The sequence below is a fragment of the Mycobacterium sp. 1165178.9 genome, assembly GCF_001673555.1.
In the GTDB taxonomy this organism is placed as follows: Bacteria; Actinomycetota; Actinomycetes; order Mycobacteriales; family Mycobacteriaceae; genus Mycobacterium.
This window is the reverse complement of the sequence record NZ_LZMB01000021.1, coordinates 1-6,441: the sequence shown is the minus strand read 5'-3', so window position 1 is coordinate 6,441 and position 6,441 is coordinate 1. Positions and strand designations below refer to the sequence as shown.

The window sequence follows — 6,441 nt, the reverse complement described above, 5'->3', positions numbered from 1 at the left end:
GCGCGTGGTATCGGGTCGGTGAAGATGTTGGTGATCAGACCCAGCGTGGTCGGGAATATCACCGCGGCGCCGATACCCATGGCCGCACGCGCCGCGATCAACGCGTCGGCCGAATTCACCTGCGCGGCAACCGCGGAAGTGACGGCGAACAATGCGAGCCCGGAATTGAGCCAGCCCCGCCTGCCGTAGCGGTCGGACAGGCTGCCCACCGAGAGCAGCAGTCCGGACATCACCAGGGTGTAGGCGTCGACGATCCATTGCAGTTGTGCGGTATCGGCGGCGAGTTCACGCGACAGCGTGGGCAGTGCGACGTTGACGATGGTCGCGTCGACGCTGATGACGAAGACGCCAAGGCAGATGACGGAGAGCGCGGCAATGGGGCGATTGCGGAACGTAGGGTCGGTGCGCATGGACAAGACAGTAAAGCCAATAGACAAGTAAATCAAGTATTAAGTTGAAAAAGATGTCTAACGCCAGGTAGGGTGGCATGGTGGCATCCCGCAGGAACTACAACCAGAACTGCCCGATCGCGCGCGGCCTCGATGTGCTGGGCGAGCGGTGGACGTTGCTGATTCTGCGCGAGCTGGTCGGCGGAGCCCGTCGCTACGGTGACCTGCGGGCCGAACTGCCCGGTATCGCAACCAATCTGCTCGCCGAGAGGCTCACGGAGCTGCAGGACGCCGGGCTCGTCGAGCGGGCCGACCTACCGGCGCCCATCAATCGCACCGTCTACACCCTCAGTGAGCTGGGTTGGCAGCGGGTGCTCCCCATCCTGCGGGGTCTCGCGTGGTTCGGGCTGGACCACCTGGACCCGGTCGGCGATGCGCCGGTATCACCGCTCAACGGGTTTCTGGCCGGGATACTGCTCGGCTTCAACTCCGGTGCCGCGGCCGGCCTGGAGGCGACGTACCGCGTCGAGATCGACGGTCGTCGTTTCGAATTCGCCGTCACGCAAGGCCGCCTCGGCGCCGCGCGCGGCGAGCCCGCGGCGACCTTGACCGCTGCGGCGGCGGATCTCGTCACCGCCCGGCTCGGGGTGGACGAAGCCGAGCGCGGCGCCGCCCTGCGGCGAATCGAGTTCGACGGCGACGCCGCTGCCGTCCGCGCACTGCGCTCCGCGTTCGCGCTGTAGCCCTGCGGGGCGGAGACGAGGCGGCCAGCCACTAGACTCGCCAGCGTGGCCGACCCCACCCAAACCCCTGAACTCGAGGTATCCGATGCGTCCGGCGCGCCGGCTCGACCGGTGCTCGTCGTGGACTTCGGCGCGCAGTATGCGCAGCTGATCGCCCGCCGCGTCCGCGAGGCCAGGGTGTTTTCCGAGGTCATCCCGCACACCACCACGGTCGAGGAGATCAAGGCCCGCGACCCGCTGGCGCTGGTGCTCTCCGGCGGGCCGTCCAGTGTCTACGCCGACGGCGCGCCCCAGCTCGATCCTGCCCTGTTCGATCTCGGGGTTCCGGTGTTCGGCATCTGTTACGGGTTTCAGGCCATGGCGCAGGCGCTGGGCGGGACCGTCGCGCACACGGGCACCAGCGAATACGGTCGTACCGAACTGAAAGTCCTTGGTGGAGAACTGCATTCGGGGTTGCCGAGCTCGCAGCCGGTATGGATGAGCCACGGCGACGCGGTCACGGCCGCACCGGACGGGTTCGAGGTGGTGGCCAGCAGCTCCGGTGCGTCGGTGGCCGGCTTCGAGAACCGGCAGCGGCGCCTGGCCGGCGTGCAGTACCACCCGGAGGTCATGCACACCCCGCACGGACAGCAGGTGCTCAGCCGCTTCCTGCACGACTTCGCCGGGCTGGGTGCGGACTGGACGGCCGCCAACATCGCCGGTGTGCTCATCGAGCAGGTGCGCGCCCAGATCGGTGACGGTAGGGCGATCTGCGGGTTGTCCGGCGGCGTGGATTCCGCGGTGGCCGCCGCGCTGGTGCAGCGGGCCATCGGCGACCGGTTGACCTGTGTCTTCGTCGACCACGGGCTCCTTCGCGCCGGGGAGCGCGCACAGGTGCAGCGCGACTTCGTGGCCGCCACCGGCGCCAAGCTGGTCACCGTCGATGCCGCCGACACCTTCCTGGATGCGCTCGCGGGAGTGACCAATCCAGAAGGCAAGCGCAAGATCATCGGCCGCCAATTCATCCGCGCCTTCGAGGGCGCCGTGCGAGACATCGTGCAAGACAGTGGCGCGGACGGCGATTCCGACGTCGAGTTCCTGGTGCAGGGCACGCTGTATCCCGACGTGGTGGAGTCCGGTGGCGGCAGCGGCACCGCGAACATCAAGAGCCACCACAACGTCGGCGGCCTGCCCGGCGACCTGAAGTTCAAGCTCGTCGAGCCGTTGCGGTTGCTGTTCAAGGACGAAGTCCGCGCCGTCGGGCGCGAGCTGGGCCTGCCGGAGGAAATCGTTGCGCGCCAGCCCTTCCCGGGTCCCGGCTTGGGAATCCGGATCGTCGGCGAGGTCACCGCGGCGCGCTTGGACACCCTGCGGCGTGCGGATTCGATCGCGCGCGAGGAGCTGACCGCGGCGGGACTGGACAACCTGATCTGGCAGTGCCCGGTGGTGCTGCTGGGCGACATCCGCTCGGTCGGTGTGCAGGGCGACAACCGCACCTACGGGCACCCGATCGTGCTGCGACCAGTGACCAGCGAGGACGCCATGACCGCCGATTGGACTCGGGTTCCCTACGAGGTGCTCGAGCGCATCTCGACCCGCATCACCAACGAGGTGGCCGAGGTCAACCGCGTGGTGCTGGACATCACCAGCAAACCGCCCGGCACCATCGAATGGGAGTAGCCCTCCTCAACGACGGGCAGAATCGACCTGGTCGGCGGAGTAGCCGATGACGGGACGCGAATCGCCGTACACGTCAAGGGTGTGCAGGAAGCGATGCAGTCCCATCGTGGAGGCGCACGTGAACCCGAGTTCGATGATCTGCGCCGCGGTGAAGTGTTCTCCCAACCGCCGGTAGAACTCGTCGTCGATCGAGCGGTGATCGCCGGAAAGCCGGTCGAGAAATTCGACGGCCATCTGCTCCTGCGGCGTCAAAGCGTCGTGCTGCGGGGCGAGCAGGCACGCGACGTCTTCGTCGGTGATCGAGTCGTGCTTGCGTGACTGGCTGCAGGGCTCGCACTCGCCCAGCTGGGCGCTGCGGATGCGCAACAGCTCCAGTATTCTTCTGCCGAGCAGTGTTTCGGCCCCGAGTTGGGTCCTGGCCATGTTGACCTGTTCGAGTTGCGCGCTGCGGTACGCGAAGATCTGCAGCGGCACCGGCGTGGCGTAGAGGCCCGCTTCGACCCCTGCCTCGACGATGTGGCGGGACTGCTCGCTCAGCTGATCCATCGGGACGGGTTCGATACGAGGCATGATCGTGGAGCACCTTCTCCTCAGGTCGGTCCCAGGGCATATGCGCCGGTCTCCGGATGGTGGTACCAGCCGCTGGCGGCGTGGGTCCCGCCGTCGACATGAATCGTCTGCCCGGTGATGTAACTGGACATATCGGACGCGAGAAACACTGCGGCGCCGGCCATCTCGTCGACATGGCCGGGCCGTCCCAGCGGAACGACGGAACCGAATCGTCCGTCCGAACCTGATGGTGCCATCTGCATGATGCCTTCGGTCAACGTGATGTCGGGGGCCAGAGCGTTCACCCGGATGCGATGCGGTGCGAGCTCGAGCGCCGCGGTTTTGGTGTAGTTGATCACGCCTGCTTTGGCCGCCGCGTACGTCGCGAAACCCGGTGCGGCGCGTACGCCTTCGATCGAGGTGACACTGATGATGCTGCCAGCCAGTCCTTGCTCGACGAGTCCGCGCGCTACGCGTTGGGTGCATAGGTAGATGTGGCGCAGGTTGGATTTGTAGAGCGCGTCCCAGCCGTTCTCGCTGGTGTCGAGTATCCCGGACCAGAAGACTCCTCCGGCGTTGTTGACCAGGATCGTGACGGGCCCGAGCTCGGCGGTGGTGTGTGCGAGCGCGGCGTCGACGGCGGCGCTGTCGCGGACATCGGTAGGGATGCCCAGTGCGCCGATCTCATCGGCGGCCGCTGCGCACGATTCGGGGTTGCGCTCCCAAATCGCCACCTTCGCGCCAAACGCCGTCAACCCCGCGGCGATGCCGCGGCCGATACCTGCGCCGCCTCCGGTGACGACCGCGACACGGTCGGTCAACAAAATGCTGGCCGGATCGAGCGTCATGGATACGAGCATAGTATTTACAGTTCACACGTTACAAGATTTACTGTATTTGTTTGATTTGTAACGAAGGGACCGGGGACCATGCCCGACACGATCTTCGTCACCGGGGCCACCGGACAGACCGGCGGCAATGTCTGCGAACAGCTGATCGAGCGCGGCGACCGTGTCCGCGCGCTGGTCCGCAATCCGGACGAAGCCACGGCACTGGCCGATATCGGGGTCGAACTGATCAAGGGCGACATCAGCGACGCCGGTGATGTGCTTCGGGCGGCCAAAGGGGCCGAAGCGGCCATCCACTGCGCGGCGCTGCTGGGCGGGGCGAGTCAAGACCTCGACGACTTCAAGGCGGTCAACGTAGTGGGCACCGCCAACGTGCTCGATGCGGCAAAGCGCCATGGCATGCGGCGAGTCGTCGCGCTGAGCACGGCCACCTTTTTGAACCTGAGCACGAACCTCGACTTCGAGGAGGCCCCCGTGCTGGCGAACCCGCCCAACGATCCCTATACCGTCACCAAGCTCGCGGCTTTCCTGGACGCTCGCCAGCGTGCCGCCTCGGGCGAGGACGTGCTGACGTGTCACCCCGGTGCGATCTTCGGACCCGCCCCCGTCGTCGAGCGTGCCCTGCACCGCACCAGTTTCAACAGAGTGTTGCTGGCCGGTCTGCGCGGAAAGATCAAGCGCTATCTGGCTTTTCCCGTGACATGGGTGGCGGGCAAGGATGTCGCCAAGGGCTCGATTGCGGCACTGGACCGCGGAATCGCCGGCGAGCGATACCTGTTGGTCGGTCAGTCGCAGGCCACCATCAGCACCGCCGCCGGTATCAATCGTGCCTGCGAGATCGCCGGAATCGACCACCGGGTCGAAGACCTCGACTACCGGTCCGACCCGGAAGCGTTGACGGCAGAGTTCGGGCCCACCTTGATGGCCATCGCCGAGGCGGCGGCCAAGGACGTTCGCAAGCCCAGGTCGCAGGACAATCTGACCGCTCGGCGCCTCGGCTACGACCCGATGTCATTCGACGACGGGCTGCGCCTGCTGATCGGTTGGCTGCGTGAAATCGGCCGGCTCGATTCGGTGCCCGCCTGAAAGGAGAGGCTGCAGTGCCCATTGCCGAACCGCGCCAATCCGGTTCGCCCCAAGCCGATTTGGCCGACCGGATACTCGACGCCGCACGGCAGCTCGTGCTCGGCGTGGGTGCCCGCAAGCTGTCATTGTCTGACGTTGCGACGCGGGCCGGGGTGTCCCGGCCGACCATTTACCGCTACTTCGCCTGTAAAGAGGACCTGATCGATGCGCTGGGAACCCAGGAGCGCCGGCGCTTCGACGCGGCCCTGCAAAGGGCGATGAGCGGGGCGACCGGAATTGCGCGGCTGGAGGCCGCCGTCGACGTCATCGCGACTTTTGTCGAAGATCAGCCACCGGGGCGTCAGCTCGACTTGGAGCCGGGTTTCGCGTACCAGCAAATGGCCCGGGCGCTGCCGATGATCACCGAAGGGCTGGTGGGTGTCCTACGCCAATGCGCGCGCGAGGGTAGCTTCGGCGCCGCGGGGGCCGCCCCTGACCTTGCCGGTGCGATCGCGCGAACTGCCTTGAGCCACTACATATTTCCAGATTCCGATCCACTGGCGGCCCGTCGGCAGATCCGCGCCGCCGCAGGCTTTGCGTAGGGGGTGGCAACGTCATCGGCTGGAATGACGTGCCGGTGCCGGCCTTAGTGCCGTCGAAAACAATTCTCACCCAAAAAGCACCATCAGCCCCATCAGTACCGATCGCATAACACTGTCCCTCACGTTGCTTGACGGTTGTCGGAGGGCGAGTGTTTACTTCGAACATACTTTCGAAATGCGGATGGGGAGGCTAGGTCATGACCGCGGCGTTCGCCTCCAGCAGCCACCGGGAAACTCGTGCTGAGCAGCTGGAATCGCTTCGCCGGCGGATGGCGGGCATCTCCGGGAAAAAGGCCGCGCCTGCCGCCGCCGCGCCCGCCGAGGACCTGCTGCCTGACTCGGAATCACGGCTGGCCCTCCCGGCGTGGCTGGCCGAACTGTTGCCCGCGCCGGTGCCGCGCGGGACGGTCGCGGTGCTCTCGGGCGCCCGGTCGCTGCTGCTGAGCATGGTGGCCGCCGTCACGGCGGCCGGTGGCAACGCCGCAATCGTCGGCCAGCCGGACATCGGGCTGCTGGCCGCCGCGGAGATGGGGGCGGATCTGAGCCGGCTCGCGGTGATACCGGATCCCGGCACCGATCCGGTGGA

General features: G+C 66.7%; 7 protein-coding genes and 1 pseudogene. 5 read left to right on the top strand and 3 right to left on the bottom strand.

The features are described 5' to 3' along the window. Nucleotides 1-410, bottom strand: a 410-nt coding sequence (locus A5652_RS01260) for an MFS transporter (protein ID WP_156745084.1), incomplete at its 3' end; no start/stop codon positions are given. A gap of 77 nt (nt 411-487) precedes the next feature. On the opposite strand from A5652_RS01260, the gene A5652_RS01255 reads away from it, so the two are divergent. Both A5652_RS01255 and guaA read left to right on the top strand, forming a co-directional pair. Next, a complete protein-coding gene (locus A5652_RS01255) occupies nt 488-1,132 on the top strand; it encodes a helix-turn-helix domain-containing protein (protein ID WP_067345802.1) in 645 nt (214 codons plus the stop codon). Between the two features lie 45 nt (nt 1,133-1,177). Then, nucleotides 1,178-2,791, top strand: coding sequence for a glutamine-hydrolyzing GMP synthase (gene guaA, locus A5652_RS01250; RefSeq protein ID WP_197513690.1), 1,614 nt, complete (start codon nt 1,178-1,180; stop codon nt 2,789-2,791). Nucleotides 2,792-2,797: 6 nt separating this feature from the next. On the opposite strand, the gene A5652_RS01245 is transcribed toward guaA, so the two are convergent. Both A5652_RS01245 and A5652_RS01240 read right to left on the bottom strand, forming a co-directional pair. Beyond that, nucleotides 2,798-3,361: a carboxymuconolactone decarboxylase family protein gene (locus A5652_RS01245; protein WP_067345798.1), complete on the bottom strand. Its 564-nt coding sequence runs from the start codon at nt 3,359-3,361 to the stop codon at nt 2,798-2,800. A 20-nt stretch (nt 3,362-3,381) separates the two neighbouring features. Then, entirely contained in the window at nt 3,382-4,188 is an 807-nt protein-coding gene (locus A5652_RS01240) for an SDR family NAD(P)-dependent oxidoreductase (protein WP_067345795.1), read from the bottom strand. Nucleotides 4,189-4,269: 81 nt separating this feature from the next. Here A5652_RS01240 and A5652_RS01235 point away from each other — a divergent pair, with 81 nt between their 5' ends. The 3 genes and pseudogenes from A5652_RS01235 to A5652_RS01225 all read left to right on the top strand — a co-directional run. Continuing rightward, entirely contained in the window at nt 4,270-5,274 is a 1,005-nt protein-coding gene (locus tag A5652_RS01235; protein WP_067345792.1) for an NAD-dependent epimerase/dehydratase family protein, read from the top strand. A gap of 14 nt (nt 5,275-5,288) precedes the next feature. After that, entirely contained in the window at nt 5,289-5,855 is a 567-nt protein-coding gene (locus tag A5652_RS01230) for a TetR/AcrR family transcriptional regulator (RefSeq protein ID WP_067345789.1), read from the top strand. Between the two features lie 197 nt (nt 5,856-6,052). Further along, nucleotides 6,053-6,441, top strand: a pseudogene (locus tag A5652_RS01225) (hypothetical protein); the annotation flags it as partial.

Bases quoted from the DNA above. Each gene is read 5' to 3' on its own strand.
- A5652_RS01235 (WP_067345792.1), top strand. From the start codon at position 4,270: ATGCCCGACACGATCTTCGTCACCGGGGCCACCGGACAGACCGGCGGC.
- A5652_RS01245 (WP_067345798.1), bottom strand. From the start codon at position 3,361: ATGCCTCGTATCGAACCCGTCCCGATGGATCAGCTGAGCGAGCAGTCC.
- A5652_RS01255 (WP_067345802.1), top strand. From the start codon at position 488: ATGGTGGCATCCCGCAGGAACTACAACCAGAACTGCCCGATCGCGCGC.
- A5652_RS01240 (WP_067345795.1), bottom strand. From the start codon at position 4,188: ATGACGCTCGATCCGGCCAGCATTTTGTTGACCGACCGTGTCGCGGTC.